This is a genomic window from Serratia sp. X3, assembly GCF_014982455.1.
GTDB classification, from domain to species: domain Bacteria; phylum Pseudomonadota; class Gammaproteobacteria; order Enterobacterales; family Enterobacteriaceae; genus Serratia; species Serratia ureilytica.
On sequence record NZ_JADCNB010000005.1, the window covers coordinates 135,116 to 158,416 of the forward strand.

Below are 23,301 nucleotides of genomic sequence, written 5' to 3' on the forward strand. Positions count from 1 at the left end.
CTTTCTCTTATCCGGGGTAAACGGTAATGACATCGCCATCAATGGCGGCCGCGCCGGTGTAAATCCGGCCGGGGATGTCTTGCAAAATGTTGAGGCCGATCAGGTGGCGGCTCAGGGGCTTGGCGTCGGCGATCAGGCGCTCCATTTCCTGATACATTTCCTCGGTAATGCCGGTTTCCAGCACGCCAATATCCAGCCGGAAGGTGCCGGGCGGATCGGCGCCGTCGGTGTGGAACCATTCAATGACGTTAATCAGGTAGCCGAGCGGCTCCACCACGCGGCGCACGGCGCCGATGGTGCCCTTGTGCCGGTGAATGTAGAACGCGGCCGAAACCACGCCCCGCTTGACGTCCTCCGGCCACGCCTCATCCCAGCGATCGACAGAGAACGCCCACGCCAGATAGGGCAGCAGATGCACCGGGCAGTTTTTCGGATTCCACAGATCACGCAGGGGAACCGGCACGCGCTCCAGCTCGGCGCACGCGGCAGCGGCGGCAATTTCCAGCGGTGATGAGCCGACAGGCAATAAGCGGTTAGTCATCGGCGCGCCCCGGTGTGATGTTCACGCCGGTGCAGTAACCCGCCTGCGTTTTATCCAGCACGATGTCGGCGGCCGGTTGAGCAACTTCGACACGTTCAACACCTTCTACGGTCAGCGCGGCGATGATGCCGGAACGCCGGATACTGCGGCCTAAGCGGCGCATGGTCAGTACATAATTTTGCAAACGTTGTTTCGCCTCCGTGAGGATCGGCGCAACCTCCGGGCCGGGATAGAGAAACAGCGTGGCAACAATGCCATAGCGGGTTATTTTGGCCGCTTGCACGATGACGCGATCGGCAACCGGGCGCACGTCCTCATCATTCAGCGCATCGCGGACAACCTGCAGCAGTTCGGGGCTGGCGGTGCCGTCGCCGTCTCGTGACAACACGGTGACGGTCACGTTAGCCGGTGATGGGCTGATTGCCGTCACATCGGCCACCCGGCCATCAGCCGAGCGGGCGTGAAAACGGTAGGAACCGGCCGATCCCGCCGTACTCATGCCTTCGAAAGCATCCTGCAGACGCAGGCGGTAATCTTCATCCGTTTCCATGACTGCCGGTGTCGGCGGGATAGTGCTTTCATCCGCCGGGGTGATCACCAGTCGCGGCGTGTTGAAGTTGGCGCCGAGCTGGTCGAGATCTTCGCCGGTAGCGTGCGCCAGCATCACCGCTTTCGCAGCATCGTTGACGCGCTGGCGCAGAATCACCTCGCGGTAAGCGTTCTCCTGCAGCAGCTTAACGATCGGCTCCGACTCCAGCGCCAGCGTGCGCGCGACGGCCTCCCGCTGTTCCTCCGGGTAAAGCGAAATCAGCGTCGCCTTACGCTCCGCCAAAATATCTTCATAATCCAGCACCTCAACGACGATCGGCGCGGGCAGCTGTGAAAGGTCAATCGTTGCCATGGTTTCAGCTCACAGGAACAGACAGCGACAACGCGCCGGGGGCATCGGTGCGGGTGCCGGTGATGTCGATCACCATCTTGCCGTCATAGGTGGTATTAAAAGCGATGCCGGTCAGCTTGACGCGCGGCTCCCACGCCAAAATCGCGCTGTAGCAGGCGGCCATAATCTGCAGGCGCAGCGCGTCGTTCTGCGGTTGGTCGAGCAGCTCAGAGAGCAACGAGCCATAAGCCCGGCGCATCGGGCGCGAACCCTGCGGCGTGATCAGGATGTCCGCCACGGACTGGCGAATATGCTCGATGTCCGTCAGCGTGCGGCCGGTGCCTCGGTTCATGCCGATATATTTGGCGCTGTTCATGTTGGTTTCCCCGTTTTCCCGCCACCGGTCTGGACACCGCCGTGGGTGTGCGTATCAACAACAATGCCATTCGACGAGAACGAGCCGCCTTTGTGCTCGATGTTCCCGCGCATCTCTCCGCCTTTTTGCACTTCCAGCGTGCCGGTGGTGAGTTTGTTGGTGCAGACCACCTCCGGCGCATCGAGCGTGATTTTGTCAGCCGTAACGATCACCACTTTGGTGCTGGCGGTGATGGACTCCGACGCCTGCACGTCGGCAGTTTTAATACCGGACACGCTCAGCGCGCCGGTTTCCGGTTCGTACTCGATAACTGCGCCATCCGGGAACGCGATATGCAGCGCATCCGCCGACGCAGACGGGGCCGGGAAGTCATCGGAGAAAATGCCGCACAGCACAAAAGCGGTATCGAGTTCGCCACCTAGCGCAAAGATCAGCACCTGCTCGCCGACGGAAGGCGCCGACCAGCTGCGGATACGCCCGGCGCGACAGGTTAACCAGTTGAGCCAGTCGGTAAGATTACCGCCGGTTTCGACGCGGCACAGGCCGTTATCAAGATCAACGCTGCTCACGGTGCCGATGCGGATCAGGTTGCGCAGCAGGCGCAAAATGTCGTGTTGATTGTTCATAATGGAATGATGCCGCCTACTAAGGGCAACAACAATGCCATGCAGTTGGAAGAGCTCCGGTACAACTTTATACTTCGACACCAATATATTTAGACATTACCAAGGCAGATTTTTAATGTATTATGGATTTGAAAAATCATTCAAAACTATATTTATTCGTTCACAGCATAGGATATTTACATGAGAGCCAGTGAAGTCTTTACTCCTGGGAGTTTTCCAGCCATTACCTTTGTTGACGACCATTTAAAGGAAAAGGAACAGCAGCTTTTAGATGTTTTAGAAACAGGTTCAATGCTGATTTCCATATCAGGCCCATCTAAATCAGGAAAAACTGTTTTTGTTGAGAAATTATTAGGCAAGGAATCATTGATTCAGGTAACTGGTGCTGGTATCACATCTGCTGAAGGCCTATGGTTGAAAGTTTTCGATGTACTAGGAACACCTATAACTAAGAGCACCACAACAGGAAACACATCATCAATAAACGCATCAGGTAAAGTTAGTGGTCAAGCAGGCATTATCTTTGCCAAAGCATCAGCAGAAGGTAACATCGGCGGAGCGATCGCTCAGCAAAACGCTGAATCAACCAGCCAATCTATTGATTACTTACAGCTTCTTATTAGTGAAGTCGGGGGAACTGACTTCATTATATTCATTGATGACTTTCATTACATACCAAGGGATGTACAATCAGAACTAGCAAAACAAATTAAAGAGGCAATCAGGAATGGATGTAAATTCATATGTGCATCAGTCCCATACCACTCCGATGATGTAATAAAAGGGAACCCTGACTTATCAGGTAGGTTTTTCTCAATAAACTTTGACTATTGGGGAGGCGAAATTCTTGAGCAGATTGCAATTAAAGGGTTCTCCAAGCTAAACATTGAGTGTAACAAAGATGTTATAAAGAAAATGGTTGATGAATCTGCTGGCTCACCTCAGCTCATGCAATACCTTTGTTTAAACTCTTGTTTTGAACTTGGAGCCCGAGAAGTTCAACAAGTTATCCTGCCATTCCCCGACGATGCAGCCATACTGGATAGCATATGTAAGAGAACCGTCCTAGCCACGGACTTCAGCTCAGTTATAAATAAAATGTTAGATGGTCCTAAAACTAGGGGTTCAGAAAGAAAAGTCTATATTATGAAGGATGGCAGCCAAGGCGATGTATATAGAATCCTGATAAAGGCCATTGCCCTAAGCCCACCACAGCTAAATTATCGATACCATCAACTTGTAGAAAGGATAACTAGGATTTGCACAAATGAAATACCAAGTGGGTCTAGTATAACTAGTGCCTGCTTGCACTCATCAACACTTGCAAATAATTCATCTAACGAAAATGTAATTGAGTGGGATTCTGAAAATGACGTACTAGATATCAGAGACCCTTATTTGCTATTTTTTATCCGTTGGTCTGAGTCAATTCAATAAGAAATAAAATCTATAAGAATCTGCTCTATTTCCTCTAGGGCAGATTCATTAAAACCCAGCAACGGTCGCGACTCATATTTTACCGCCTCGCTGTGCGGCGTCGGCCGATCGCGCAGGCCGTAATGATGCACATTGGCCATGCGCTGAACCCGCCCAACAAACTCAACCACTGCCGCATCGCTGTTGCCCTGAGCTTTCAGGTAACGGGCCGTGCGCAGCTTCGAGAACATCGCCCGATCACGCAAGCGCTTTTTGTTGCGAAGCCGCGTTTTGCGCGGCGTGTAGGGTGTACCGTCCGGCGCCTGCTGGCGTTTGATATGTTGCTGTTGACCGGCGCGCAGGCGCTTTGACACGGCAACAGCCAACGACTTACGCGACTGCGGCGACAGCTTGGCAATCAGCCCGGCCAGCCGGGTGTCGAAAGGGTTAAGCTCGCTCATGCCATTCACTCACTAATTCACCATGAACAAAGAGCTGCATCGGCCGCGTGACGTCCTCCGGTAACGGCGGCTCCGGCAGGTGCTCAATATGCAACGCGCCATCCCCTTGCTCTTTCACCAGCACACGTTCAGTCAACTGCAGCGACACGCTGAAATCGTAAGAGCCGTTGCTGTTGAAATCGCTCGCAAAGGTGATCCCGGTGCGGCGCTTTTCCTCCGTTGCCATGATGTCCGGCTGGTTTTCCCGTAGCCATGCCTGAATCGGCACCATGATTAAATCCAGATCGCCGGTGTAGTCCAAAAACAACAGGTTCAGCGTATAGCGGTACTCATGGGACAGCGAGGCGGCAAGCGTGGCGGCCACATTGCCGCGTTCTACCCGCACTTGCAGATTTTCAGGGTTGCGCTGTAGCCACGGCAGGCAGCTTGTCAGCTCAGCGCGGAGCTGTTGCGGTTTTAACATCGTGTTGTTCCTGACACTGTTTTATCGTTTCGACCTGCACCGCGCAGGCCGCCAAGGCGTTTTCAAGCTGGCGAATATCGGCGCTCAGATCGCCGTTAGTCGCCGGGCGGCTGGCCGGGATTTGGCACAGACTCACTTTCGGACAGCCAACGTAGATAATCCGCGGCGCCGGTGAAGCCGGGGCGCTGGTGCAGCCGGGCAACGTCAGCAGGCAAAGCAGTGTTAAACCAGTCCCGTAATTGCTGATTTTCATTGAGTAACCTCTGTATTTTCTGCTCGCGCGTCAGCGCCAGCCGGTGCGCGGCGTTTAGGTCGCCCCTTAACTTTTCCTCTTCCTGCGCCAGCACACCTGCCGCCGCCTGCAGCGTGTCGATCGCCGCGCGGGTATCGGTCAGCGCCGCCGCTATCCGGCCGTTCTCCTGCCGGGCGCTTTCCAGCCGTTCACCCAACGTGACAACCTGCCATTTCATCCAACCGGCGACGACCAGCGCCAGCACCAGAAACCAGCCGATCGCGCGGCTCATTGCGCGGCCCCGATCAGGCAGTGGGCCAGCTCCGCCGCCCGACGCCGTTCCAGCCCCGGCGATTTGACGCCGTTGACGAACACCCAGCGCGGTAACTGCTGGCAGGCGCTGCGCCAGTCCTGCTGCTTGATGAAACCGGCCAGCGTAGAGCCGCAGGCGGCCGTGACGCCGACGTTAAAGGCAAAGGACACCACCGCGTCATAAACCGGCGGCGGCATCGTGACAGGCATACAGCGCCCTATGCCGCGCTCCACGCGATACACGTCGGCAACGAGGTTAACGGCAGCTTGGCGCTCGCTGATAACCGCGCCGGGCTTTACCCCGGCCGTGTGGCCGATGCCGCTTGTCCAGACGCCCGCCTGACACTGGTAAGGGGATAAACGGCAGCCCTCGAAATCGGCCAGCAGGCGCAACCCGGCCTCAGAGATCTGCAGCGCGCTGAATTGCGGCAGCAGCACCGCCAGCGCCAGCACGGCGGCCACGCTGCAGCGTTTAGCGATTGAGTTCATCGTAAACCCTCCGGCTGACGCCCAACTTGTTCAACAGCTGGTAGCTTTTGCGGCGGTAGTACCAGTTAACGAGGAACGTCCCAACGCCAACGGCGGCGCCGACCATAAAGGCGATGTCCTGCGGACTGTATCGGCCAATCCAAGCGAGAAAGGCCGCTACGGTATAGGCCACCCACGACGTAATTTTCTCCATTGCTAATCCCATAAATTGACGGTTTCACGCTGCGGCGCGGCGGTCACGTCCGGCAGCTCGACCGGGTGGCCGTGGGGCAAAATCGCCCCGGCAGCTGCCAGCCCTTCATTTAGCGAATAGACCTGCTCAACCACGCCCTGCGTGCGTCCGTAGTAGCGCCAACAAATCGCGTCAACGGTGTCGCCCTGCAGGGCGTAGACTCTCATCAGAGCAGCCCGATGATGCAGTGGCTACGCTCGGCCACGTTACTGATCGCGTTGCGGGCGTTGCGCCACAGCTCGCCGATCGAGGCTTCGACCACGTCAGCCTTGCGGCCGCCGGTGGCGGTGGTGTCGAAACTGCGGTATTGCTCCGAGAGCGTCGCCATGGTCATCGCGCTAACGGCATTGCGGTATTCGCTCACCCGCACGCTTTCGCCGTCGAGCTGTTCGCCCGGCACATCCTCAAGCCGCTGATAGCCGTCGGCCATCTGGTCGCGGCGGAAGGTGAACAATTCGGCGTTCACCTCCGCGATCGCGCTTTTAATTGCCATCCGCAGGCGCGGGGCGGTGATGGTGCCTTCAATGCGCATCACGTCGCGCACGTCCGCCGGGTCAATGTCCGGCCAGAAAAAGACGTTTTTAACGATCGGCTCATCCTCCGGGCGCGGTGCTGGCGCGTCCGGGCGTGGCCGTTGGATCACAACGGTGCTCATATGACCTCAGAAAGTTAGGGGGCGGTGGACGACGGCGTTGACGAGGTGAAACCTGTCGCGGCCGTCGTGCCGCCCGGCGCGGGGCGCGTTCTGTCAACGGCTGGCGGCGGTGCGTATTGCCCGCTCCAGCCGTTCAATGTCTTTTTTCACGCCGCAGCCGTTATGCAACTGCAGCGCACGCTTAAGGTGGTTCAATGCCAGTTCAGCCCTGCCCGCCGCGCGCAAGACGTACCCGGTGATTTTGTGCAGCTTGGCGCGCACTTGGTCGGGCATGTCTTCTGCGTCGGTGAGTTCCATCGTCTGCGTGAGGTGGTCAATGTTGACCGGCTCCCCGGCCTCAAAGGCGCGGGTGGCAGACTCGGCGACGTCTTCTGCGATGAGGTATGGCGTGGAGCGCGCGAAATTGCCCGGCGGCGCCAGCTGGTAACGCAGCGCATAGCGGGCGATGTCCAGCGCGCCGGGAATGTCCCCGGCATCCAGACGCCAGATCATGACCGTCATCAGAATGGCGTCCTGCGCGCCGCGACCTTCGGCCAGCACACCGGCAACCCAGGGGGCATAGTCCGGCAGCAGTTGGCGTTTGAGTTCAGCCTTACGCTCGTTTGAGCGCACCTGTTTGAGCTTTCGCTTATCTTCATTGAGTTTAAGCATCATCCGTTCATAGCCGTTGGCGTGGCGCAGCGGGTCATTCTCCCGCTGCGCGGCCTCGACCGCTGACTGGCGCATAAGGTGACGGCGGGCAGGACTGGTCATGGTTATTTACCGCCTTTCGCTTTGTCGTCTGCCGATGCTTCCTCCGGGGCTTTCACCTCGGTATCAGCGGCAGGCTCCGCTGGCGCGGCGGCTACTTTGACCGCCTTAACAATGGCCTCGGCCAGCTCGGCGATTTCATCTTTTTTTGGCTCCGTCGGTAACAGCTTAATGTTCTCCACCAGACAACCGCAGGCGTAATCCTCCACCACATAATCCTCATTGATGGATTCATAGTTTTCGATGCGGTCACGCTTCGAGTTTTCCACCATATGGCGGCGGTGCGTGTCCTCCTGCCAGTAGATTGACAGGTTATCCATGCGGGTGATCAACAGCGCATCCGCCGGGAAGTACGGCACACGCACGGCGGGCAGGTTGCCGATGCGCTTCTGGCTGATAATCAGATCGGCGGCCATCGCTTCGGTGTTGGGCTGTTCCTGATTGACCAGCGGGAAATACTTGTCGGCCAGCAACTGGCGACCGCAGATCACCACCAGTTCCGGGTCTTCCTGATACCACGGTGCAATCAGGGTATTGGTGGCATCCATCACCAGCGCATCGAGGTTGGCGTAATCGCCACCGGCGCCCACGCGGACTTTTTCAGACACCACGCTGCCGTCCTCCGCCACGACTTTATTCATCACGCTGCCCGGCGCATTCTCGCGGTACTTCTGCAACCAGCCCGGCCCGATGTCTTGCAACAGCGGGAATTTAACGCGGTTGGAGGTTTTGGCGCGGTGCGTACCGTTAAAGCCGATCATGATGCGGTCAAGCGCCTGACGTTCAACAATTGCATCGCGTAAACGGGTCTGGAAATCCTGATAACGGGCCCACAGGTCGAGAGTGTTGTAGCGGATGTGGAAATCGTAATTCACCTGCTGGCAGAAATAGCCTTCTGCATCCAGCGTGGCAAAGTCGGCCGTTTCACGTTCATCGCCGCCGGCGGTATCGGTGGTACTGGCGATGGAGCCGCTCACACCTAAACCGACTTTCTCTCCCTTCATTTCCTTAACCGGCAGGATATTAATACGGGTCAGGAACGTGGAGGAATCCTGTACGCGGGTCATGATGGTTTGCGTGACGGACGGCTCAACGCTGAATTTTTTATCCAGATCGCCGGTTGCTACGCCATTCAGTTCGGCGAGGCGAGACATAAACGCATTAAATTTAAAACGAGTTTGCTTGCGCATTTTTCTTCCTGTTTTTGTTCGGTTTTATCGGGTGTGACTGCCTTAGCAGTCGGTCAGCACGTCTTGCGCGCTGTTGCCGCCGGTGGCCACCGGGCGCGCCTGCTGGCTGAAATCTTCCGAGGCGGAAAGCTGGGCTTGCAGCGCGCTGAACGCATCGCTGCCGGTTTTTACCTGTTGCTTGAGGTCGGCAACCTGCTCGCTCAGTGCAGCGAATTTCTCGGTAAAGCGGGTGTCCGCGTCCTGCAACTGCTCGGCCACGGTCATCACAGCGCCTTCCATCTCGCCAAAGCGCACATCGTCGGTAGTCTGCTTGCGGCTAAACATCGCTTTGATGCGGGCAGAGAATGAGGCTTCCGGGTCAGCGACCGGCTCAAAATCGAAACAGACTTCCAGCGGCGCGGAGAACTCGACGTTCTCGTGGCGGCGGCTAAACTCCAGCATGTCAGTGCCGAGGCTGGCCGGATCATCGGTGACGGCCAGCCCGACCAGATAAGACTTGCCGGTCTTGGCGAAATCGCGGCGGATCTCCATCGAGGTAAACACCTTTTGCCCCGCGCCGACCATCGACACCAGATCGGCGGTCGGGGCCAGACTGGCATACAGCGCCCACTTGCCGTGCAACAGCGGTTCGTCCGGCTCGTCGATTTTTTCGGCCTTCAGCTCAACCACGCCGCCGTAACGACGAAAATAGCCATCCGGCAAAATCCCCTTGATGTGCTCCATGTTGATGCGGGCGCCGTACACCTTCGGGCTGTAGGTCGCGGCCATCTGCTGAATATCCGCAGCGCCGATCTCGCGGCCGTCAACGGTGTCGCCTTCAACGCCGATGCGGAAAAACTTAGTAACTTTCTTTGCCATGTAAACAGCTCCGGTTGTGGTGATTGGGTTCGGGGCTAGTTTCGGGGGAATGGCGCCGTGTCTCAACGCGTTGCGGTTGGAAGATCTGAGGCACAACAAGGGCTTAATGCGAGTCTTCCGGCGCTTTCGTAGCCTTGGCGGCATGAATACGACACCGACAACAACCATCATCAGCGATCCGCGCCGCCAAGCTGCCTTGCTCTACTGGCAGGGCTTCTCTGTGCGCCAAATTGCGGAAACGCTGAACCTCAAGGGGCCGACCGTGCAGAGCTGGAAACTGCGCGATAAATGGGACGACATCGCGCCCATTTCCCGCGTGGAGCAAAGCATGGAAGCGCGGTTGATTCAGCTCATCATGAAAGACCTCAAGGAGGGGAAAGACTTCAAAGAAATCGACCTGTTAGGCCGCCAGATTGAACGGCTGGCGCGGGTCAATCGCTATTCGGCGACCGGCAACGAGGCGGACTTAAACCCGAACGTCGCCAACCGCAACAAAGGCGAGCGCAAGCCCGCCGAGCGCAACGTGTTCAGCGAGGCCGCCGTAGAGAAGCTACAAAGCATCTTCACGGAAACCACCTTCGAGTATCAAATGGGGTGGTATCGCGCCGGGCTGCAACACCGTATCCGCAACATCCTGAAGTCGCGCCAGATCGGCGCTACGTTCTTCTTTGCTCGCGAGGCGTTGCTCGATGCGCTGACCACCGGCCGCAATCAGATTTTCTTGTCGGCCAGTAAGGCGCAGGCGCATGTATTCCGCAATTACATCATTGATTTTGCCCGGCTGGTCGAGGTTGACCTGAAAGGCGATCCGATGGTGCTGCCGAACGGTGCCCGCCTGATGTTCCTCGGCACCAACGTGCGCACCGCGCAGAGCTACACCGGCAATCTGTATCTTGATGAGTATTTCTGGATACCGAAGTTTCAGGAGCTGCGCAAAGTCGCCAGCGGGATGTCGCTGCACAAGCGGTGGCGCACCACCTACTTTTCCACGCCGTCGAGTCTGGCGCACTCCGCTTATCCGTTCTGGTCGGGGGAACTGTTCAACAAAGGCCGCCGCAGCAAAGCCGACCACGTTCAGCTCGACCTCAGTCACAGCCACCTGTCAAAAGGCGTGCTGTGCGGCGATGGGCAATGGCGCCAGATTGTCACGGTTGAGGATGCGCTGACCGGCGGCTGTAACCTGTTCGACCTCGATCAGCTGTCGCTCGAATACAGCCCGGCTGAGTATCAGAACCTGCTGATGTGTGAATTTGTGGACGATACCGCGTCGGTATTCCCGTTCGCCGAGCTGCAAGGCTGCATGGTCGATACGCTGGAAGAGTGGGAGGACTTCAACCCATACGCCGTGCGGCCGTTCGGTTATCGCCCGGTGTGGATCGGCTACGATCCATCAGAAGCCAACGGCGGCGACAGCGCCGGGTGCGCGGTGATCGCGCCGCCAATGGTGGCCGGGGGCAAGTTCCGCGTGCTCGAGCGCCACCAGTGGCAGGGCATGAACTTTGCCGATCAGGCCCAGAAGATTAAAGCTCTTACCGAAAAATATTGCGTGGAGTATATCGGCATCGATGCGACCACCGTCGGCCAAGGTGTTTTCCAGCTGGTGCGCGAGTTCTTCCCGGCCGCACGGGAAATCAAATACACCCCGGAAATCAAAACCGCCATGGTGCTGAAGGCAAAAGACACCATCGGGCGCGGCTGTCTGGAATACGACACCAGCCACACCGACATCACCGCCGCCTTTATGGCGATCCGGAAAACCATGACCGCCAGCGGTGCGCGCTCCACCTACACCGCCAGCCGCAGCGAAGAAGCCAGCCACGCCGATGTCGCGTGGGCGATCATGCACGCCCTCTTAAACGAACCGCTGACCGCAGGCAGCGGCCACAGCAGCCCGAACATTTTGGAGTTTTACTGATGAGCAAACGCAAAGGCCGCAAGGCATTTACCCCCCCGGCGCCAGCCCCGGCAGCAGAGCAAAAGCAGGGTTTTGAGGCGTTTACCTTTGGCGAGCCGTCTGCTGTGCTGGATAAGCGGGAAATTCTGGATTACATCGAGTGCACGACCAATGGCAAGTGGTACGAGCCGCCGATCAGCTTCGATGGGCTGGCACGCAGTGTGCGCGCCGCCGTGCATCACAGCTCGCCGATGTACGTTAAGCGCAACATTTTAGCGTCAACGTTTATCCCGCACCGGCTGTTAAGTCAGCAAGAGTTTAGCCGATATGCGCTGGATTATCTGGTGTTTGGTAACGCCTATTTAGAAGAGCGCCAAAACCGGCTCGGCGCGCCGCTGCAGCTGAAATCCTCCCCGGCCAAGTACACGCGGCGCGGCGTGGAACGCGGCGCTTACTGGTTTGTGCAGGACTGGAAAGAGGCGCACCGCTTCAAGACCGACAGCGTTTTTCACCTGATTGAGCCGGACATCAATCAGGAACTGTACGGCCTGCCGGAGTACCTCAGCGCGCTTAACTCCGCCTGGCTGAACGAGGCGGCGACGCTGTTCCGTCGTAAGTATTACCAGAACGGGGCGCACGCCGGTTACATCCTGTATATGACCGACGCCGCGCAAAGTACAAGCGACGTTGACAGGATGCGCCAAGCCATGCGCGACACCAAGGGTTTGGGTAACTTCCGCAATCTATTCATGTACGCCCCGAATGGTAAGCCGGACGGCATTAAGATCTTGCCGCTGTCCGAGGTTGCCACCAAGGACGACTTTTTCAACATCAAGAATGCCAGCCGCGACGATCTGCTAAGCGCGCACCGCGTACCGCCGCAGATGATGGGGATCATCCCGAACAATACCGGCGGCTTCGGGGATGTGAAAAAGGCCGCTCAGGTGTTTGTGCGCAACGAGCTAACGCCGCTGCAAGAACGCATGAAGGAAGTGAACGACTGGATTGGGGAGGAGGTGATTAGATTCGCGCCGTATGAGTTGCCGACAGAATAATAAAAAACCGCCAGTGATTGGCGGTTCTAACCTTCATTCAGCATCTGCAATATCTGTAAATATTACTTTTTGATTTTTTTGTTGGGGGGGTTCCCTATAAAATGTCGAATCATCACTATTTAGCTCACCCTTATTGAACCTATCGACATTTTCAATAATAGTATTGTGAATCGATGCATTAGCTATATTCACTCTATTTATAGCATCCCCCTTAGAGTTTGGTATTATTGCACCGTCATCTGTCACCAAACCCGCTGGGGCCGGCAATTCTTTCGCTCCTTGAAGCAATACAATTAACTTATTTAGATTTTCTGGCGTTTCGACCAGCTTGGAGTCCACTCTTAAATTAAGTCCATTTAATGCTATATTTAAAGGCGCAGCATCATCTAGACCAGCATTCAAATATGTTTTGAAATATGCCCATAATGAAATCAATATCAACACAATTGAACCGAGGATCGGAAGTATAACCCCTTTTTTTTCAAACCATGAAAACAAGCATGCAATTATAAAAAAAACGAATGCCATTAATGCTGTTAAAATAACAAATATTTGACTTCTTAGTGGCTTTAACTCTACTTTCGTTTTCATGCTAACAGACGGGGATTTCATCATCAACCCCCTACTGTTATTGTGCCATCAGGGTTTAAGCTTGGCGCAAAGACTGGATAGTTTTCTCTAACCCATGCATTAGAACGATTTAAAAGTTGAATTATACTCAACGCATTATTTTGGAAGTGAACAACTGTACTATCGTCAATAAAACAGCTTTCAAACTTAAAGTTTCCTGTAGAAACATACAACCTACAGTTATCAAAGCGGCAAGATATAAAAGTCCAACCATCAATAATAATGTCTTGATTATTATACCAAGCATTTTTCATTTCAGGCATTTTATATACGCCTAGTCCAAGCCCTGAAGAAAGACCTGTCGGTGTACTGGGGGATGTCAAAAGAGAGTTTAAACCACCAAGCTGATGCGTCATATATATATCCTTTCTATATACTATGTATAGGGGCCACAGCCCCTATTTGAACAGAATTAAGAATGTTTTTCGATAACTAAATCAACACCTTCATTCAGTAGCTCATTAATCGACTGACCGGTGGCCTGTGCAGCAATTGCTAGCGCCTGATGACGTTCCGGCGACAGGCGGGTGGTCACTTTTCCGCTGTACGACTTGTAAGGCTCGATGCCGTCTTTTTGGCATTCATCGAGAAAGACCGCGAGTGAGATCGCGCCTTCTTTCTTCAGCTCGTCCACGCTGTAGGCGTAGAAGTCGGCGCCGCCATTCAGCCCGACAAACTCGCCCCGGAACATTTCAATTTCAGGGTCGAAGTTGATGACGGCCGTATGGCCGTCAATTTTCAGTGTGTTATTCATCATGGTTTTATTCCTAAGCTATCCAACCAGATCCGAATGGAGTTAACCGCCCCCTTGTCAGTGGTAGGTCTGGGGTGTGGCCGGTGAAAGACTCTTTTTTCACCTTTCAACAGCACCGCGATCCTAGAACCTTCCCTTTCGTGAATCTCCGCCCCTAATGCGGTAAAAAGCGTCTCAATATCAGACCACTTTACAGAACCGTTGACAGGCCGGGCAAACACATCTAACAGCGTTTTTTGGTGTCGTTTGTTCATGGGGTTTATAGTATCACTTTACGACACCATTTCAAGAATATTATGGTGTCATTTTTTGGTATCACTAGTTGACGATGTTATGCAATGCGCCGTAAGCGCCTGAGAACGCCACCATGGCGCCAACGACATCAAACCCCATTCTCATACAAGTATTGCGATAAATCGCCGTGACGGGACGCTGGCGGCTCTTTTGGGAGGGGTTCAACACGGCTTGCGCGCAATGCTATCCCCGCCTCGCCTGCGCGCTTCATGTGTCGCTTTTAATGCAGTTGCATGATCCGGCGCGACCCGCGCCAGTGCTGGCGCTGCGTGGGTAAAAATAACACCGGATCATCATGCGATTTCATGCACCCAATGCATGATATTTAGTACAGACTTAAGCTGACAACATTCCCTAGCAGCATACTATCAGGTCTGACAGTCTGCTCTCAGCCAGAGCGGACATGTACCCCACCGAAATGCAAGAGATTCACAAAAGTGAATGAATTATTCAAGTATGATGTATATACTGGCTTAATACAACTAGGCCACGTATGTGGCCTGATATTAGAATTTAAAATCTGAAGCTTGAGCTTCGTTATAAAGTTGCTTCAATAACGTATAGCCAGAATCGTATTCAGATATAGGGAAGAAAAATTTCCTTCCATCACTATGTAAGATGCTCAACCTATGTACACCTACTTCCATGTTGAAATCGAAAGCATAATCTAAAGTTATATTCATCCCTTGGTATTTAGTCCATACTTTATCTTCATCTGAATTATAACTCCAATGCAAAATATCACTCTGAGTCTCAGAAATTAACTTATTTACAAAATTTACGATTGTATTTGGCAACATCTATTAACCCTCTGTTCTTCTGAATGTGTATTTTGTTTCAAACCCTTGCCTTACCTCAAGTAAAGCATCTCGGATCTCTTTAACCTGAGCATTACCCAAAGAACTTGAAGCATTGACATGGCGCATCGAAAGTATTTTATTTTCCAACTCGTTTAATGACTTTTTTTTGTCATCAAATTCTTTTTTATCTTCTTCTGCCATGAAGTAATTAGCGAGACTTATGTGTAATTTTTTTGCTATAGTAAAATTAGCCACTAAAATTGGGTATTTTTTTGTCGCGAGATCATTGAGACATTGATCATAGTAAGATACACACTCATGAGCAAAACTTAATCCAGTTGTATCTTTGAACTTGGCCAGATAAGATTGAGAACGACTTTCAATGCTTTTTGTAATGCTAATGTTATAAAAAATCTCCATTATTGAAATCAATAATGCAACAACAGTAGCAACAGAAGCATAATATGAAAACATACTCATATTTTCATTTTTGCTAATTATATCAGACTGATAAATATAACAAACATAAACAATAGAAACACTTGCTATTATGTACAGCACTCGAATGTAATTATCTTTAATCTTTTCCCACATTAGCATTATCTCATTGTGAACCATCACACTTAACATTATCCTTTTTTATTTTACTTTACTCAAGTTTTCATATTACCCCGCTCCCCATTGATTAACATACGCTATCGGAAGTAAGGTTCGCTTCTGGCACAAAGCAGCCGTGTTAGATTAGGTTAAACTCCGAGCTGGGACAATGCCAGATAAAATCTGAGATAACACGATTTTTAGCACAGATAAAGGTATATATTGTAATGATAACGCCCCTCGTCAATCAGCCTGAACACGTGACCAGACTGGTGCTTGATGTAGTAATTCGCCTCTTCAGGGGTTAGATGTGTGCCGAGTCGGTTTGCGGCGTGAATGAAATCAACGGTCTTTATGCGGCGGCCTTTGCCGTTCTCGTTGAAGTTCAGCGCCTCCATAAACGCCCCGGCTAAGTTTAAATCTCGTCTCATACGTCACCTATGGATTAAGAGATCGCGGCAAGCTGCCTGATCACTTCTGCTTTTTCAGGGGTAATGCTGGTTTTCATCTCCCCCGCCAGTTCTGAAATCCATATCAGTGCAATGTCTTTGTCTTTCGCTTGGCTCTCATAACAAACCCCCAGACGGGCGATGAGTTCAATTCTTTCTAAAACAACCACTTCATCCACTGCTTGCACCCTTTCCCTCCGATGCTTAATTACTGTATACATATACAGTATATGCCTATCGGATTTAATTGCGCAAGAAATTATTGGAAGCCAGCCCAATCGCTAACTGCCGGATAGTGCATTGAAATATCACCAAATTTGACTTTAGCGCCGCGCGCCAGTGCCTCAAGTTCCCAGCGCGTCGGCTCGATACCGTGTAGTGCCAGCTCTGAGTAAATTTTGGATACGCGATCGCGCTCGGCAGTGGTCAATCTGGCCGATGCAGCAGGCTCTATACGCTTATATGGGTCAATTCCTCTTTGCTGCCTGTTTATCTGCGGGGCATCTGCCCGTAAACGCGTCATAACAGACCGTGCAACGGTCATGTCATCCCAGTCAATCAGGGTTTCCGGTGCATGTTCCATCACCGCCACGGCCTCTACAGGCCCCCCATCCTGCGCATTTTCGGCGCCACCGCTGCCGACCAACCCACAGTTATTGACAGGACTCCGAGGCGCGCCGGAGGCGCTTTTCAAAGTCAAAGGCTCAACGGCAACGGCTTTGGCGACGATGCGCCATTGCGTGGTGCGGGTTTCATAAACGCGATCGGCGCCAATATGCGGGGCAAAAATCCCCGCGATTTTCTGCACTTCTTCGTCATATGCGTTGCGCTCGTCGGCAACCCGGCGGGCTACACGCACAGTTTGATCGTCACGGGCAACGTTAGGGCCGCCCTGGGCCAGAATGTAAGCGGCAAAGTCACCGGCATCAGCAGCAGCGCGCACCGCCTCAACGGTTTCGTCAAACTCATCGGCCAGACTGACAGAGCGGATCTTGCGGCACTCTCGCCATGCGCCGCGCGACGGCAGGCCGATAAAGTGGAATTGAGGGATGCGCCATGTTGACGCCCACGCGGTGACGGCGGCGGCCGTATCAGTCAACAGCTCGCCGGTTTCATGATCGCGTTCGCCGTCCAGCGCGTAGCCGTCGATGTTTTTTGCAATGTATTTGGCGATATAGCCCGCCGCACCGCCTTTGTTCAGGTGCTTGCAGTCAAAACGGTTTTTCGCGGCGCCGCGTTCGTCCCCATCTTCAGCCATGGCATAACGGCGCATGATGTCGATCACCTGCTGGCGCTGTTTTTTGGAGGTAAACAGCATCATATGCCAGTGCGGCGTCGCGTCATGGTGCGGTTCGACAACGCGCACGCCGTAGACCTGCAGGCCCGCATCTTTAAACGCCGTGCGGATCTTGCTAAACAGCTTCACAAGATAGCGCTGGCCGTCTTTTGGCGTGTACGCCTCTTCATCCCATTTGTGATTAAAATGCACCTTAGGGCTGTTCTTGCCAACGGCGCGCGTCGGGTGATATTTGGATGGGGTGGTGATGGTGATAAACATCCCTTTATCGCCACGGATAGCGGCGGCCTGCTCAACACCGGCGATCATCGCCATTAACTCCATACGACGAATTTCTGGGTTAGAGATACTTGCCATCACCTTGTCGATGAGGCTGAAGCGTTCGCCGGTTTCGACGTTCTCAAGCTCGCGGCTGTTCAGATAATCAAAATTGGACTGGCGGCGCGCTTTCACATCCCGAATAGCCTGCTTACTGGCATACGACGACGCCCCGCGGTTCACATTACCCAGGGCGATCAGCAACGCCTCGCGCCAGCGCGTGCGCTGAGCCTTCAACTGGCGTTCCCACCACTCGGAATTAACCAACCGTGACAGGCTGGCAACCGCTGACCGGGCATCCAGTTTGCCCTTGCGGTATTTGCGCCAATGCATAGGGGTGATGTTGAAGGCGCGCGCCATACCGGCAATGCGGCCATAAAATTCTGATTGGGTGGCATCTTCGAAAAGCCCGGCATTGTCGCCGCCGTTCTCCGCCACAAACTCATCGCAGTAATCTTCATAATTCTGCAGAAGTTGACCGGCCACCCGATCGGCGAGGCGGCGTAACTCTTTATCATCCATGCCGGGCAGTGAAGCGTAATTATCAACTTCAGCAGAAAACCGCATTGACGCGGCGAGGTTCATTGCATTTTTGGCGCTCACCGTTTGCAGTCGGGGCCAGATGCGGCGATCGAACTGGAACACCAGCCATTTGTTGGCGTCGTGCAGCCCTTTGCTCTTGAGCAAGTTGGTGTAACGTGTCAGGAACATGGCGCTTAGGAAGCGCGGCAGGCGGCGAATATTGGTTAAAACAGCTTGCCCCTGAGCGAGTTCCTCACGGGTAAGCGGTCTTACCGGCCCGGCAACAGCCGGGCGCGGTTCGTTCCATGGGTAAGCGTAGGCGGTAGCCGCTTGGCTCATTGAACTTTCGCCGCCTCACATGCAGCAAAAGCCTCTTGGCATAAATTGCCAATGCGGCCTATCTCCGCACCCAGTGATGCAATGCTATTAACACTGGAATTACGGACGCTGTGATGAATAAGGCCGTTCACAAGCTGGTTAATCGTAGGGTAATAGCCGATAGCCTCGTAACGTTCTTGACCTTCGCTTTTTCCTGTTTTACCTACCTTCACCGTATTAAGAATGAATTGCAGGTTATCGCTGGTGATAACAAACTCAGAGCCGATTTTAATTTCCATGTTATTTCCTTAATCGTAATTTTGGTTTTCTGGTCTGCGTGCAAATTCTGAATCGCTCAAATCAGCCGCAATAAAATGACCTGCCAGCAACGCCAGCAGGCCGAACAAAATAGAGAACTCCGTCATGCCTTCCCCGCGTAAAGGTGACTTTGCGTCTCGCGGATCTGCTGACAGCTTACGCAGGTATCAACGCCGGGAACGGCTGCGCGGCGCGCGGCAGGAATCGGAGCGTCACATTCTTCGCAAACAAAGGCAGAAGGCAGCGCAGAGGATTTACGGGCATTGATAATCTGCGCCTCCAATACCAGCGCCTGCCGCTCCTGTTCGTAGTCCATCAAGTCGGCCATTAGTGCAGCTCCTGCACTTGATGCTCGATGGCTTCAGCCTCTTGGCGGAGCAGCTCAACAGCTTCGATAGCCGTTAAACCGTTCTTAGAGATATGTGCAGCCAAACGCACCAGACGAGCAGCGGCGAGATCGGCTTGATTCTTACGCTCATCAAGGCGGGCGTGGTCAAGCAACACAGCCACCTGTGAAATATCGCTACCTTGCTTTGCCGGGTCTAAACCCATAAAAATCACATTCGACATATTTAATCCTTATTTCAGACAAAGCGATGCCCGGCGGGTTAACGCCAAAATTACGCAATGCGGTTAATTAACATTTAATTCGCAATCATCATCACTGATAAATCGCGGTAAGGTTTTTGATAAATCAATCAGGTCATTCAGCGCCCACACGATTTGTTTACGCTCTGAATAAATCATTTCTGCAAACTTCATTTTTATATGCCGCTCTTTCAGCCCGGCATGAAAACAAACAGTTCTGCGGATATGTTCCGGCGACTTATCAAAAGCCTCTTGCGCCTGATTCTGCTTATGCGGGAACAGCTCACGCTTAATTTGTGAAATGCGCTTAATGCCGATCGCTTTTTGTGTTTCAGTAGCCAACAACATGACAGCCCCAATTAACGGCAGAAAAAGCGGCGCAGCGGTGAAACTGGCTTAGCCGTTGACAGGCCACGCAGCAAGGCAGACTGATCGTGACGTGGGCGCCAGCGCTTACCGCCCGGCAGTTCAATAAAACCGTGTTCAAAATGCCGCGATGGGCTTTGTTGTTTCAGCAGCGGAGCGATAGAAATAACCACGGTGATCACCTCAGCTTAAACCAGCAACAGCACTCAGCCCGCTGAACACGTCAACGGTGGAGGCCAGAGCCGGGGTGGATTGGATGCGGTTCTGAACGGTCAAGCCGATCAGCGACAAATGGCGGATCGCCGTGTTGACGCTTTCAAGCAGTGCGCTTTTGCGTACCGGCGTTTTGTGGTCGCCCTGAACGGCGGCGGCGGCAACGTTGCCAACTGCGGCCGTAGCCTGCAGTGCATACGTTGGAATATTCCCGGCGCAAGCCTCATTGACAGGCACGGACGGCATGCAGTTGATTTGTGCCAGCAAGGCATCAATCAGGCTGGAATCCTCTGTAGCGTCAGTGATCGCCAGCAGTTCGGCACACGTGAGCTGATGCGGCTGGCCCGGACTCAATTTGTTGCGCAGCGTCTGGGCATTCATGCCGAGCTGTTTAGCAAGCGCCGTCACATTGTGGCGAGCTGGAAACTGTCGGCAGGCTTCATCGAAGTGCGGATGTTTAGAAATGGCGTAATCAAACATACTTTACCCCTATGAATTCACTTAAAGTGAATCACGCACCGATGACGAGTTGAAAACGTGAATGCCCTAACGCTTTACGCAACTGCTCTTCTTTCCAGCGTGCGTAGTAGATACGGATCGGGCCGCCTGCTTTCTTGCATCCTTTACGGATAACGCGGGGTTCAATAGGTAAACACGGGGTTTCACCAGTACTCCAGCGACGAGCAGTACGAGTAGAAACGCCTTCTAGCTCCGCGAATTCCTTTAACGTCACAATGGGGGAGGCGATTTTGAAGATTGCGATCTCAGAAGCCATAATGCATGATTCCCTATTTGCCAACTTTAACCAGTATTGACCGCCCATTTGCCAATGTAGGCCAATACAAACAATTCACTAACGAGCAATCTAATGAACTTTTTAGCATTGGTCAACATTTGGATTAACTTATGAGTATCAGAGAGACTAGTTTTGAACCTATCAAAATCCTCGAGCGCATCTGCGATGTCTATGGTTTCACGCAGAAAGTTCAGCTAGCCCATCACTTTGATATTTCTGCAAGTTCTCTCCAAAATCGCTATACGAGAGGCACTATCTCTTATGACTATGCAGCTCTCTGCTCCATAGAGACTGGTGCAAGTCTTAAATGGCTTCTTACTGGTGAAGGCTCGAAATTTGAGAATAAAACCACGGAAGAATCCCCACTTGAGATTGAATTATTCACTCTTGAGGACGGCGAGCTAAGAGAAGATGACCGCTTGAGCATCGATCCTAACTTTTTCCGTAAGAAACCTACTGACGGCATTGCAGTTCGAACCGATGGAAAGCTGCACTTCATAGATAAATCAGCCTCGCTAGCAGATGGGACTTGGCTGGTAGACATTGAGGGGGCAATTAGCATCCGAGAGCTAACCGTATTACCCGGTAAAAAGCTCCATGTGGCTGGCGGGAAGGTTCCGTTTGAGTGCTTAACTGATGAGATCCGCATACTTGGACGTATTGCTGGCATTTACAGCGAGGTTAACTAATGGCTGTCCGTAAGATTCCTGCTGGCGGATGGGTATGCGAGCTGTATCCGAATGGGGCTAGGGGTAAGCGGATCAGAAAAAAGTTCGCAACCAAAGGTGAAGCCTTAGCCTTTGAGCAATACACCATACAAAACCCGTGGCAAGAAGAGAAAGAGGATCGGCGCACAGTCAAAGAACTCGTGGACTCATGGTATAGCGCCCACGGCATAACCCTGAAAGATGGGTTAAAACGACAATTATCCATGCATCATGCTTTTAACTGTATGGGGGAACCGCTGGCTCGCGATTTCGATGCTCAAATGTTCTCCCGTTACAGGGAAAAAAGGCTGAAAGGTGAATATGCCCGTTCCAACAGAGTGAAAGAGGTTTCCCCTCGCACGCTAAACCTCGAGTTGGCCTATTTTCGGGCCGTATTCAATGAACTAAACCGCCTTGGTGAGTGGAAAGGTGATAATCCATTAAAAAACATACGCCCTTTTCGTACTGAAGAAATGGAGATGGCCTGGCTCAATAGAGATCAGATTGCCCTCCTGCTGGCTGAATGCCAACGTCACGAGAATACTGATCTCGAAAAGGTTGTAAGAATTTGTCTTGCTACCGGCGCACGCTGGTCAGAAGCCGAAGGGCTCAGAAAAAGCCAGCTGTCAAAATACAAAATCACATATATCAATACTAAAGGCAGGAAAAACCGGACAGTGCCTATCAGTAAAGATCTGTACGATTCTCTACCTAGCCAGAACAAACCACAGACGGGGCTTTTTACTAGTTGCTATGGAGCATTCCGAGCCGCCCTAGAAAGAACTGGCATAGAACTTCCCGCGGGCCAGTTAACTCACGTTCTACGGCATACATTCGCCAGCCACTTCATGATGAATGGAGGTAACATACTGGTACTACAAAGAGTCTTAGGTCATACGGACATAAAAATGACAATGCGTTATGCTCACTTTGCCCCCGACCATTTAGAGGACGCAGTACGGTTAAATCCTCTGGCTACAAATGGCGATAGAATGGCGGTAGAACTGGCACATGATGTCATATGAATGGCCTACATTGGCCCAATATGTCACTGAAAACAAAGGCAAACTATTGATTTTCGGTTGTTTTCGTAGGAACTCATAATCGCTTGGTCGTTGGTTCAAACCCAACAGGGGCCACCAAATTTTTGCTGTTTTCACAGCCTTACAAGCCATCCTGTCCGGGGTGGCTTTTTTGTTTCCCGCCGCCGTGCCACACTTCTCTTTCGGCATACCTGATTTATTCCGACTTATAAGGATCCCGCATGATCGTCATCTGCGACCACGACAACCTCGACGCCTGGCTGGCGCTGCGCGCGGCGCTGTGGCCATCCAGTTCGCCTGAAGAGCACCGCGCGGAGATGCGCGAAATATTGGCTTCGCCGCACCACACCGCGTTTATGGCGCGGGGGCTGGACGGCGCTTTCATCGGCTTTGCCGAAGTGGCGCTGCGCTACGATTACGTCAACGGCTGCGAGTCGTCGCCGGTGGCGTTTCTGGAAGGGATCTATGCCGTCGAACGCGCCCGCCGCCAGGGCTGGGCCACGCGATTGATCGCACAGGTGCAGGAATGGGCCAAGCAGCAAGGCTGCAGCGAGCTGGCATCGGATACCGATATCGCCAATCTGGACTCCCAGCGCCTGCATGCCGCGCTGGGCTTTGCCGAAACGGAACGGGTGGTGTTTTACCGCAAAACGCTGGGCTGATCAGGCGGTCTTGCTTTGCCGCTGATGCGCCAGCTGCTCGGCGCGCGGCAGGATCTCCTGCAGATCGTCCTCATCGATATCGAACAGATCTCCCTGCATCAACGCCTCGTGCCGATGGCCAGCGCCGCCGTCCGCCACGTCATAAAAGAACTTTTAGGCTAACAGATTGATTTTTAGCCTCCCCTCAACAATGATGAAT

At 53.2% G+C, this 23,301-nt stretch carries 37 protein-coding genes and 1 pseudogene; 6 read left to right on the plus strand and 32 right to left on the minus strand.

Annotated elements, in window-relative coordinates:
* Positions 1-7: 7 nt before the first annotated feature.
* Genes IMX17_RS18935 through IMX17_RS18950 form a run of 4 tightly spaced genes read right to left on the minus strand, consistent with a single transcriptional unit; the run spans position 8 to position 2,423 of the window.
* Positions 8-541 carry a phage tail protein I gene (locus tag IMX17_RS18935; RefSeq protein WP_193550103.1) on the minus strand — a complete coding sequence of 178 codons (534 nt, stop codon included), beginning with the start codon at positions 539-541 and terminating at the stop codon, positions 8-10.
* Positions 534-1,442, minus strand: a complete 909-nt coding sequence (locus IMX17_RS18940; RefSeq protein ID WP_193550104.1) for a baseplate assembly protein — start codon at positions 1,440-1,442, stop codon at positions 534-536. Before IMX17_RS18940 ends, IMX17_RS18935 begins: the two co-directional genes overlap by 8 nt.
* 4 nt (positions 1,443-1,446) lie before the next feature.
* Entirely contained in the window at positions 1,447-1,797 is a 351-nt protein-coding gene (locus IMX17_RS18945; RefSeq protein ID WP_033639346.1) for a GPW/gp25 family protein, read from the minus strand.
* The gene (locus tag IMX17_RS18950) at positions 1,794-2,423 is read right to left on the minus strand and encodes a phage baseplate assembly protein V (RefSeq protein WP_193550105.1); all 630 of its coding nucleotides are present in this window, start codon (positions 2,421-2,423) and stop codon (positions 1,794-1,796) included. Before IMX17_RS18950 ends, IMX17_RS18945 begins: the two co-directional genes overlap by 4 nt.
* Positions 2,424-2,603: 180 nt before the next feature.
* On the opposite strand from IMX17_RS18950, the gene IMX17_RS18955 reads away from it, so the two are divergent.
* Positions 2,604-3,860 carry an ATP-binding protein gene (locus tag IMX17_RS18955; RefSeq protein WP_154613477.1) on the plus strand — a complete coding sequence of 419 codons (1,257 nt, stop codon included), beginning with the start codon at positions 2,604-2,606 and terminating at the stop codon, positions 3,858-3,860.
* Here IMX17_RS18955 and IMX17_RS18960 read toward each other — a convergent pair.
* The 11 genes from IMX17_RS18960 to IMX17_RS19005 form a co-directional block, all read right to left on the minus strand.
* Positions 3,854-4,300, minus strand: coding sequence for a phage virion morphogenesis protein (locus IMX17_RS18960; protein WP_060426783.1), 447 nt, complete (start codon positions 4,298-4,300; stop codon positions 3,854-3,856). The two genes, IMX17_RS18955 and IMX17_RS18960, sit on opposite strands and share 7 nt — an antisense overlap.
* Positions 4,287-4,763 carry a phage tail protein gene (locus IMX17_RS18965; RefSeq protein ID WP_060426785.1) on the minus strand — a complete coding sequence of 159 codons (477 nt, stop codon included), beginning with the start codon at positions 4,761-4,763 and terminating at the stop codon, positions 4,287-4,289. Before IMX17_RS18965 ends, IMX17_RS18960 begins: the two co-directional genes overlap by 14 nt.
* Positions 4,735-4,965: an Rz1-like lysis system protein LysC gene (lysC, locus tag IMX17_RS25280; protein WP_230199882.1), complete on the minus strand. Its 231-nt coding sequence runs from the start codon at positions 4,963-4,965 to the stop codon at positions 4,735-4,737. The genes IMX17_RS18965 and lysC overlap by 29 nt, the downstream gene beginning before the upstream one ends.
* Positions 4,859-5,287: an Rz-like lysis system protein LysB gene (lysB, locus tag IMX17_RS18970; RefSeq protein ID WP_015379115.1), complete on the minus strand. Its 429-nt coding sequence runs from the start codon at positions 5,285-5,287 to the stop codon at positions 4,859-4,861. The genes lysC and lysB overlap by 107 nt, the downstream gene beginning before the upstream one ends.
* On the minus strand, positions 5,284-5,796 hold the full coding sequence (locus IMX17_RS18975; RefSeq protein ID WP_193550106.1) for a lysozyme: 513 nt from the start codon (positions 5,794-5,796) through the stop codon (positions 5,284-5,286). The genes lysB and IMX17_RS18975 overlap by 4 nt, the downstream gene beginning before the upstream one ends.
* Entirely contained in the window at positions 5,780-5,989 is a 210-nt protein-coding gene (locus tag IMX17_RS18980) for an HP1 family phage holin (protein WP_015379117.1), read from the minus strand. Before IMX17_RS18980 ends, IMX17_RS18975 begins: the two co-directional genes overlap by 17 nt.
* Before the next feature lie 2 nt (positions 5,990-5,991).
* Positions 5,992-6,195, minus strand: a complete 204-nt coding sequence (locus IMX17_RS18985; RefSeq protein WP_015379118.1) for a tail protein X — start codon at positions 6,193-6,195, stop codon at positions 5,992-5,994.
* Positions 6,195-6,683: a head completion/stabilization protein gene (locus IMX17_RS18990; RefSeq protein ID WP_116286667.1), complete on the minus strand. Its 489-nt coding sequence runs from the start codon at positions 6,681-6,683 to the stop codon at positions 6,195-6,197. The genes IMX17_RS18985 and IMX17_RS18990 overlap by 1 nt, the downstream gene beginning before the upstream one ends.
* Positions 6,684-6,776: 93 nt before the next feature.
* Positions 6,777-7,436 carry a terminase endonuclease subunit gene (locus IMX17_RS18995; protein WP_193550107.1) on the minus strand — a complete coding sequence of 220 codons (660 nt, stop codon included), beginning with the start codon at positions 7,434-7,436 and terminating at the stop codon, positions 6,777-6,779.
* Positions 7,437-7,438: 2 nt separating this feature from the next.
* Positions 7,439-8,623 carry a phage major capsid protein, P2 family gene (locus IMX17_RS19000; protein ID WP_193550108.1) on the minus strand — a complete coding sequence of 395 codons (1,185 nt, stop codon included), beginning with the start codon at positions 8,621-8,623 and terminating at the stop codon, positions 7,439-7,441.
* Between the two features lie 42 nt (positions 8,624-8,665).
* Positions 8,666-9,481, minus strand: a complete 816-nt coding sequence (locus tag IMX17_RS19005) for a GPO family capsid scaffolding protein (RefSeq protein ID WP_193550109.1) — start codon at positions 9,479-9,481, stop codon at positions 8,666-8,668.
* 142 nt (positions 9,482-9,623) lie between these two features.
* Between IMX17_RS19005 and IMX17_RS19010 the strand changes: the two genes are divergently transcribed.
* Positions 9,624-11,396, plus strand: coding sequence for a terminase ATPase subunit family protein (locus tag IMX17_RS19010; protein WP_193550110.1), 1,773 nt, complete (start codon positions 9,624-9,626; stop codon positions 11,394-11,396).
* Positions 11,396-12,430 (plus strand): phage portal protein, encoded by a 1,035-nt coding sequence (locus tag IMX17_RS19015; RefSeq protein ID WP_076740400.1) that lies wholly within the window; start codon positions 11,396-11,398, stop codon positions 12,428-12,430. Before IMX17_RS19010 ends, IMX17_RS19015 begins: the two co-directional genes overlap by 1 nt.
* A gap of 33 nt (positions 12,431-12,463) precedes the next feature.
* On the opposite strand, the gene IMX17_RS19020 is transcribed toward IMX17_RS19015, so the two are convergent.
* The 16 genes from IMX17_RS19020 to IMX17_RS19095 all read right to left on the minus strand — a co-directional run bounded on the left by IMX17_RS19020 (position 12,464) and on the right by IMX17_RS19095 (position 20,669).
* Positions 12,464-13,045, minus strand: coding sequence for a hypothetical protein (locus tag IMX17_RS19020; RefSeq protein ID WP_193550111.1), 582 nt, complete (start codon positions 13,043-13,045; stop codon positions 12,464-12,466).
* Entirely contained in the window at positions 13,045-13,416 is a 372-nt protein-coding gene (locus tag IMX17_RS19025) for a hypothetical protein (protein ID WP_139339695.1), read from the minus strand. Before IMX17_RS19025 ends, IMX17_RS19020 begins: the two co-directional genes overlap by 1 nt.
* Before the next feature lie 56 nt (positions 13,417-13,472).
* The gene (locus IMX17_RS19030) at positions 13,473-13,817 is read right to left on the minus strand and encodes a type II toxin-antitoxin system HicB family antitoxin (RefSeq protein WP_227414634.1); all 345 of its coding nucleotides are present in this window, start codon (positions 13,815-13,817) and stop codon (positions 13,473-13,475) included.
* Complete coding sequence (locus IMX17_RS19035; protein WP_076740401.1) at positions 13,814-14,068, minus strand: type II toxin-antitoxin system HicA family toxin; 255 nt, start codon at positions 14,066-14,068, stop codon at positions 13,814-13,816. The genes IMX17_RS19030 and IMX17_RS19035 overlap by 4 nt, the downstream gene beginning before the upstream one ends.
* Before the next feature lie 546 nt (positions 14,069-14,614).
* On the minus strand, positions 14,615-14,908 hold the full coding sequence (locus IMX17_RS19040) for a hypothetical protein (RefSeq protein WP_193550112.1): 294 nt from the start codon (positions 14,906-14,908) through the stop codon (positions 14,615-14,617).
* Between the two features lie 3 nt (positions 14,909-14,911).
* Entirely contained in the window at positions 14,912-15,529 is a 618-nt protein-coding gene (locus IMX17_RS19045; protein WP_193550113.1) for a hypothetical protein, read from the minus strand.
* A gap of 176 nt (positions 15,530-15,705) precedes the next feature.
* The gene (locus IMX17_RS19050) at positions 15,706-15,903 is read right to left on the minus strand and encodes a hypothetical protein (protein WP_193550114.1); all 198 of its coding nucleotides are present in this window, start codon (positions 15,901-15,903) and stop codon (positions 15,706-15,708) included.
* 47 nt (positions 15,904-15,950) lie between these two features.
* A complete protein-coding gene (locus tag IMX17_RS19055; protein WP_227944620.1) occupies positions 15,951-16,133 on the minus strand; it encodes a hypothetical protein in 183 nt (60 codons plus the stop codon).
* A gap of 80 nt (positions 16,134-16,213) precedes the next feature.
* Positions 16,214-18,430 carry a replication endonuclease gene (locus IMX17_RS19060; protein ID WP_193550115.1) on the minus strand — a complete coding sequence of 739 codons (2,217 nt, stop codon included), beginning with the start codon at positions 18,428-18,430 and terminating at the stop codon, positions 16,214-16,216.
* The gene (locus IMX17_RS19065) at positions 18,427-18,708 is read right to left on the minus strand and encodes a DUF5405 family protein (protein ID WP_117287275.1); all 282 of its coding nucleotides are present in this window, start codon (positions 18,706-18,708) and stop codon (positions 18,427-18,429) included. Before IMX17_RS19065 ends, IMX17_RS19060 begins: the two co-directional genes overlap by 4 nt.
* Positions 18,709-18,830: 122 nt before the next feature.
* Complete coding sequence (locus tag IMX17_RS19070; RefSeq protein WP_015379132.1) at positions 18,831-19,055, minus strand: TraR/DksA C4-type zinc finger protein; 225 nt, start codon at positions 19,053-19,055, stop codon at positions 18,831-18,833.
* Entirely contained in the window at positions 19,055-19,297 is a 243-nt protein-coding gene (locus IMX17_RS19075) for a DUF2732 family protein (RefSeq protein WP_193550116.1), read from the minus strand. Before IMX17_RS19075 ends, IMX17_RS19070 begins: the two co-directional genes overlap by 1 nt.
* 63 nt (positions 19,298-19,360) lie before the next feature.
* Positions 19,361-19,663 carry a hypothetical protein gene (locus tag IMX17_RS19080; protein ID WP_193550117.1) on the minus strand — a complete coding sequence of 101 codons (303 nt, stop codon included), beginning with the start codon at positions 19,661-19,663 and terminating at the stop codon, positions 19,361-19,363.
* Between the two features lie 11 nt (positions 19,664-19,674).
* A complete protein-coding gene (locus tag IMX17_RS19085) occupies positions 19,675-19,854 on the minus strand; it encodes a phage filamentation protein Fil family protein (protein ID WP_193550118.1) in 180 nt (59 codons plus the stop codon).
* 10 nt (positions 19,855-19,864) lie between these two features.
* A complete protein-coding gene (locus tag IMX17_RS19090; protein WP_193550119.1) occupies positions 19,865-20,374 on the minus strand; it encodes a phage regulatory CII family protein in 510 nt (169 codons plus the stop codon).
* 31 nt (positions 20,375-20,405) lie between these two features.
* The gene (locus IMX17_RS19095; RefSeq protein ID WP_071998162.1) at positions 20,406-20,669 is read right to left on the minus strand and encodes a hypothetical protein; all 264 of its coding nucleotides are present in this window, start codon (positions 20,667-20,669) and stop codon (positions 20,406-20,408) included.
* A gap of 131 nt (positions 20,670-20,800) precedes the next feature.
* Here IMX17_RS19095 and IMX17_RS19100 point away from each other — a divergent pair, with 131 nt between their 5' ends.
* From IMX17_RS19100 to aac(6'), 3 genes are all read left to right on the plus strand, one after another.
* Positions 20,801-21,379, plus strand: a complete 579-nt coding sequence (locus IMX17_RS19100; RefSeq protein ID WP_033649028.1) for a phage repressor protein CI — start codon at positions 20,801-20,803, stop codon at positions 21,377-21,379.
* Positions 21,379-22,422, plus strand: coding sequence for a tyrosine-type recombinase/integrase (locus IMX17_RS19105; RefSeq protein ID WP_193550120.1), 1,044 nt, complete (start codon positions 21,379-21,381; stop codon positions 22,420-22,422). The genes IMX17_RS19100 and IMX17_RS19105 overlap by 1 nt, the downstream gene beginning before the upstream one ends.
* Positions 22,423-22,661: 239 nt before the next feature.
* Complete coding sequence (gene aac(6'), locus IMX17_RS19110; protein ID WP_193550121.1) at positions 22,662-23,102, plus strand: aminoglycoside 6'-N-acetyltransferase; 441 nt, start codon at positions 22,662-22,664, stop codon at positions 23,100-23,102.
* On the opposite strand, the pseudogene IMX17_RS19115 reads toward aac(6'), so the two are convergent.
* Positions 23,103-23,213 (minus strand): annotated as a pseudogene (locus IMX17_RS19115) (HPP family protein); the annotation flags it as partial.
* Positions 23,214-23,301: the final 88 nt, after the last annotated feature.

Coding starts and splice junctions, on each gene's coding strand:
- IMX17_RS18935 (WP_193550103.1), bottom strand. CDS start 541: ATGACTAACCGCTTATTGCCTGTCGGCTCATCACCGCTGGAAATTGCC.
- IMX17_RS18940 (WP_193550104.1), bottom strand. CDS start 1,442: ATGGCAACGATTGACCTTTCACAGCTGCCCGCGCCGATCGTCGTTGAG.
- IMX17_RS18945 (WP_033639346.1), bottom strand. CDS start 1,797: ATGAACAGCGCCAAATATATCGGCATGAACCGAGGCACCGGCCGCACG.
- IMX17_RS18950 (WP_193550105.1), bottom strand. CDS start 2,423: ATGAACAATCAACACGACATTTTGCGCCTGCTGCGCAACCTGATCCGC.
- IMX17_RS18955 (WP_154613477.1), top strand. CDS start 2,604: ATGAGAGCCAGTGAAGTCTTTACTCCTGGGAGTTTTCCAGCCATTACC.
- IMX17_RS18960 (WP_060426783.1), bottom strand. CDS start 4,300: ATGAGCGAGCTTAACCCTTTCGACACCCGGCTGGCCGGGCTGATTGCC.
- IMX17_RS18965 (WP_060426785.1), bottom strand. CDS start 4,763: ATGTTAAAACCGCAACAGCTCCGCGCTGAGCTGACAAGCTGCCTGCCG.
- lysB (WP_015379115.1), bottom strand. CDS start 5,287: ATGAGCCGCGCGATCGGCTGGTTTCTGGTGCTGGCGCTGGTCGTCGCC.
- IMX17_RS18975 (WP_193550106.1), bottom strand. CDS start 5,796: ATGAACTCAATCGCTAAACGCTGCAGCGTGGCCGCCGTGCTGGCGCTG.
- IMX17_RS18980 (WP_015379117.1), bottom strand. CDS start 5,989: ATGGAGAAAATTACGTCGTGGGTGGCCTATACCGTAGCGGCCTTTCTC.
- IMX17_RS18985 (WP_015379118.1), bottom strand. CDS start 6,195: ATGAGAGTCTACGCCCTGCAGGGCGACACCGTTGACGCGATTTGTTGG.
- IMX17_RS18990 (WP_116286667.1), bottom strand. CDS start 6,683: ATGAGCACCGTTGTGATCCAACGGCCACGCCCGGACGCGCCAGCACCG.
- IMX17_RS18995 (WP_193550107.1), bottom strand. CDS start 7,436: ATGACCAGTCCTGCCCGCCGTCACCTTATGCGCCAGTCAGCGGTCGAG.
- IMX17_RS19000 (WP_193550108.1), bottom strand. CDS start 8,623: ATGCGCAAGCAAACTCGTTTTAAATTTAATGCGTTTATGTCTCGCCTC.
- IMX17_RS19005 (WP_193550109.1), bottom strand. CDS start 9,481: ATGGCAAAGAAAGTTACTAAGTTTTTCCGCATCGGCGTTGAAGGCGAC.
- IMX17_RS19010 (WP_193550110.1), top strand. CDS start 9,624: ATGAATACGACACCGACAACAACCATCATCAGCGATCCGCGCCGCCAA.
- IMX17_RS19015 (WP_076740400.1), top strand. CDS start 11,396: ATGAGCAAACGCAAAGGCCGCAAGGCATTTACCCCCCCGGCGCCAGCC.
- IMX17_RS19020 (WP_193550111.1), bottom strand. CDS start 13,045: ATGATGAAATCCCCGTCTGTTAGCATGAAAACGAAAGTAGAGTTAAAG.
- IMX17_RS19025 (WP_139339695.1), bottom strand. CDS start 13,416: ATGACGCATCAGCTTGGTGGTTTAAACTCTCTTTTGACATCCCCCAGT.
- IMX17_RS19030 (WP_227414634.1), bottom strand. CDS start 13,817: ATGATGAATAACACACTGAAAATTGACGGCCATACGGCCGTCATCAAC.
- IMX17_RS19035 (WP_076740401.1), bottom strand. CDS start 14,068: ATGAACAAACGACACCAAAAAACGCTGTTAGATGTGTTTGCCCGGCCT.
- IMX17_RS19040 (WP_193550112.1), bottom strand. CDS start 14,908: ATGTTGCCAAATACAATCGTAAATTTTGTAAATAAGTTAATTTCTGAG.
- IMX17_RS19050 (WP_193550114.1), bottom strand. CDS start 15,903: ATGGAGGCGCTGAACTTCAACGAGAACGGCAAAGGCCGCCGCATAAAG.
- IMX17_RS19060 (WP_193550115.1), bottom strand. CDS start 18,430: ATGAGCCAAGCGGCTACCGCCTACGCTTACCCATGGAACGAACCGCGC.
- IMX17_RS19065 (WP_117287275.1), bottom strand. CDS start 18,708: ATGGAAATTAAAATCGGCTCTGAGTTTGTTATCACCAGCGATAACCTG.
- IMX17_RS19070 (WP_015379132.1), bottom strand. CDS start 19,055: ATGGCCGACTTGATGGACTACGAACAGGAGCGGCAGGCGCTGGTATTG.
- IMX17_RS19075 (WP_193550116.1), bottom strand. CDS start 19,297: ATGTCGAATGTGATTTTTATGGGTTTAGACCCGGCAAAGCAAGGTAGC.
- IMX17_RS19080 (WP_193550117.1), bottom strand. CDS start 19,663: ATGTTGTTGGCTACTGAAACACAAAAAGCGATCGGCATTAAGCGCATT.
- IMX17_RS19090 (WP_193550119.1), bottom strand. CDS start 20,374: ATGTTTGATTACGCCATTTCTAAACATCCGCACTTCGATGAAGCCTGC.
- IMX17_RS19095 (WP_071998162.1), bottom strand. CDS start 20,669: ATGGCTTCTGAGATCGCAATCTTCAAAATCGCCTCCCCCATTGTGACG.
- IMX17_RS19100 (WP_033649028.1), top strand. CDS start 20,801: ATGAGTATCAGAGAGACTAGTTTTGAACCTATCAAAATCCTCGAGCGC.
- IMX17_RS19105 (WP_193550120.1), top strand. CDS start 21,379: ATGGCTGTCCGTAAGATTCCTGCTGGCGGATGGGTATGCGAGCTGTAT.